The 2896-nt window shown below is 68.0% G+C and carries 3 protein-coding genes and 1 pseudogene; 3 read left to right on the top strand and 1 reads right to left on the bottom strand.

The features are described 5' to 3' along the window. The 3 genes and pseudogenes from VN856_RS12025 to VN856_RS12015 form a co-directional block, all read left to right on the top strand. Positions 1–279, top strand: a pseudogene (locus VN856_RS12025) (MFS transporter); the annotation flags it as partial. Positions 280–493: 214 nt separating this feature from the next. Beyond that, positions 494–1360, top strand: coding sequence for a PPE family protein, SVP subgroup (locus VN856_RS12020; RefSeq protein ID WP_325689252.1), 867 nt, complete (start codon positions 494–496; stop codon positions 1358–1360). A 47-nt stretch (positions 1361–1407) separates the two neighbouring features. Then, positions 1408–2571: a PPE family protein gene (locus tag VN856_RS12015; protein ID WP_325689250.1), complete on the top strand. Its 1164-nt coding sequence runs from the start codon at positions 1408–1410 to the stop codon at positions 2569–2571. On the opposite strand, the gene VN856_RS12010 is transcribed toward VN856_RS12015, so the two are convergent. Further along, the coding region (locus VN856_RS12010) for a DapH/DapD/GlmU-related protein (RefSeq protein ID WP_325689248.1) at positions 2572–2896 on the bottom strand (325 nt) is incomplete at its 5' end.

Genomic DNA, 2896 nt, shown 5'->3' with positions numbered 1-2896 from the left:
GGTTCGGGGCCAACGGGAGCCTTCATTCCCGAGCTGTTTGCCACCCGCTATCGCTACAGCGGATCAGCGTTGGCGATCAACCTGGCCGGCATCCTCGGCGGTGCCGTGCCCCCGCTGATCGCCGGCACACTGCAGGCCACCTACGGCAGCTGGGTGGTCGGGCCGATGCTGGCCGCCCTGGCCCTGACCGGTCTGGTGTGCACCTATCTGCTTCCCGAAACCATCGGAGTAGCACTGCATTCCACTCGAGGCGAGGCAGAGGTGTCGGCCAGCGGCTGACCTCACCGCGGCGGTTGTTCGGTAGCGCTCCAATCCACTGTGGGCGGTTAGTGGATAGCCCGTCGAATTTACTGCGTATTACGTGCGCATTACCGGAGTATTTCCGGCGGATTTTGGGAAAAGTGGCATTCATGGGCTCCTTCTTGGCCCTGCCACAGCACACAACCACCGCCGAACCCTCAGTGGTCGGCTTATTTTGCGTGAGGAGAGATTCATGTCTTTCGTAGCTACGCAGCCCGAAGCGTTGACGGCAGCGGCCAGCGCACTACAAACCCTCGGCACGTCGATGGCCGCTGAGGACGCAGCGGCGGTGCCGCGCACTACGGGCGTCGCTCCGGCAGCCGCCGACCCGGTATCGGCGCTGCAGGCAGCACAATTCTCCGCCTACGGCACCTGGTACCAGCAGGTCAGCGCACAAGCCATGGCGATCCGCCAGATGCTGGTGAATACCTTGGGCACTAGCGCCGGTTCCTACCGGGACACCGAAGCCGCCAACCAGACCGCGACCGGCTCAACGTCGTTGTCCAGCCTGCTCAGTGGGCTGACCGGGTCCGGGACTTCGTCGTCCGCAATGTCCGGGGCGGCCGTGAATCCGGCGCAGGTGTCGTCGTCGACGGGCGCCACCATCGCGACCCCGTTCACGTGGTTTCAAAACGTCGGCGCGGCAGCGTCCGACTTCATCGCGCTGGGCCAGGGCCAATTCCTTCCAGGCGCGGTGAACTGGGAGCCTGAATGGCCCGCCGCAGCGGGCGCACCGTTCATGCCGACTGCCCCAATAGGGCCGGCGGTCGCCGCCGGGGCCGTTGCGGGCCCGGTCTCGGCAGGCGTTGGTCAGGCGTCCTCGCTCGGTGGGTTGTCGGTGCCGCCCGGCTGGGCCGCGGCGGGCGTAGGTGCGGCCAACTCCGCCCCTGCGACATTGGCGGGCGCGGGCTGGACCAGCGCTGCGCCCCATACCCCGCCCGTGACGACGATGCCGGCCGGCGTGCCGTCGGTGGCCTCGGCCGGGCGCCCAGGGTACGGCTTCGGCGCGCCACGCTACGGCGTCAAGCCCACCGTGATGCCCAAGCCGACCGTCGTATAGCGCATCGACATCGCCGAAGCCCATCAGCGAAGAAAAGGACCAAAGAAATGACTTTCGATTTCGGGGCATTGCCTCCAGAGATCAATTCGACACGCATGTACACCGGGCCGGGAGCGGGGCCGATGATGGCCGGCGCGGCCGCGTGGAACAACCTCTCGGCCGAATTGAATTCGAACGCCGACGCTTCCCGGTCGGTGATCTCGACGCTCACCGACGACGAGTGGCGGGGTCGGTCCGCGGCGGCGATGGCCAGCGCCGCCGCCCCCCTTGTGGCGTGGATGCACACCACCGCCGCAGCCGCTCAACACGCCGCGAACCAGGCCATGGCGTCCGCGGCCGCCTACGAAGCCGCGTTTGCGATGACGGTGCCCCCGCCGGTTGTCGTCGCCAACCGAGCGCAGCTGGCGGCCCTGGTCGCCACGAATATCCTGGGGCAGAACACCCCGGCGATCGCAGCGACCGAGGCTCACTACGGCGAGATGTGGGCCCAGGACGCCGCCGCCATGTATGGGTACGCCCGCTCATCGGCCAGCGCGGGCACACTGGTCCCGCTGAGCGATCCGGCGTCGACGACCAATCCGGGCGGGCTCGGCGCTCAAGCGGCCGCGGTCACCCAGGCCACCGGCGGCTCGGCCGGACTTCCCGGGCTGGTGTCGGCGCTGCCCGCCGCGATGCAATCGCTCTCCAACCCTGTCTCGGCAGCAGCGGCACCCGCCCAGGCCTTGGACGATTTCTTCGGCAACGATCTGGTGGTGGCCATCCCGAACGGGATTTTCGATATGGGTGCCTGGAACCTGTTCAATGGCATCACGACCGGGGTTTTGTACGCGCATACCGCCGATGCGGGCCTTCTCGGTCATAGCCTTCCCCTCGCTTACGGCGGTATGGGTATCGCGGGCTGGCCGGCTGGTACGGCCGCGGCGAGTGCTGCGAGCGTGGGAGGAGCGCCGATATCGGCGGCCGTGGGCCAAGCGTTCCCGGTCGGCAAGTTGTCGGTGCCGGCGGGTTGGTCCGCGGCCACTCCGGCTGAGTCCGTTGCCGCTGCGTCGCTGGCCGGCTCAGGTTGGACCGCTCCCGCCGAAGATGGCAGCGGGATAACGAATGTGGCCGCAGGGATGCCGGCATACGCCGCAACCGGCCGCGGGGGTTACGGGACGGCGCCACGCTACGGGGTCAAGCCGACCGTGATGCCCAAACAGGTGCTGGTCTGATCAGTTGACGTGCAGGTCCTCGTTGAGCGCGATGCCGCGGCCGTCGCGGGACACCACCTCGACCGCGCCGGTTACCGAATTGCGCCGGAACAGCAGGTTGCTGCTGCCGGAGAGCTCTCGGGCCTTGACCGAATTGCCATCGGGGAGAGCGACTTTGGTACCCGCGGTGACGTAGAGACCGGCTTCGACGACGCAGTCGTCGCCCAGCGGGATGCCCAGCCCGGAATTCGCGCCGAGCAGGCAATGCTTGCCGACCGAGATCACTTCGGTGCCACCGCCGGACAGCGTGCCCATGATCGAGGCGCCCCCACCGATGTCCGAGCCG

This window comes from Mycobacterium sp. (assembly GCF_035603715.1).
Lineage (GTDB): Bacteria > Actinomycetota > Actinomycetes > Mycobacteriales > Mycobacteriaceae > Mycobacterium.
This window is presented reverse-complemented; position numbering and strand designations above follow the sequence as displayed.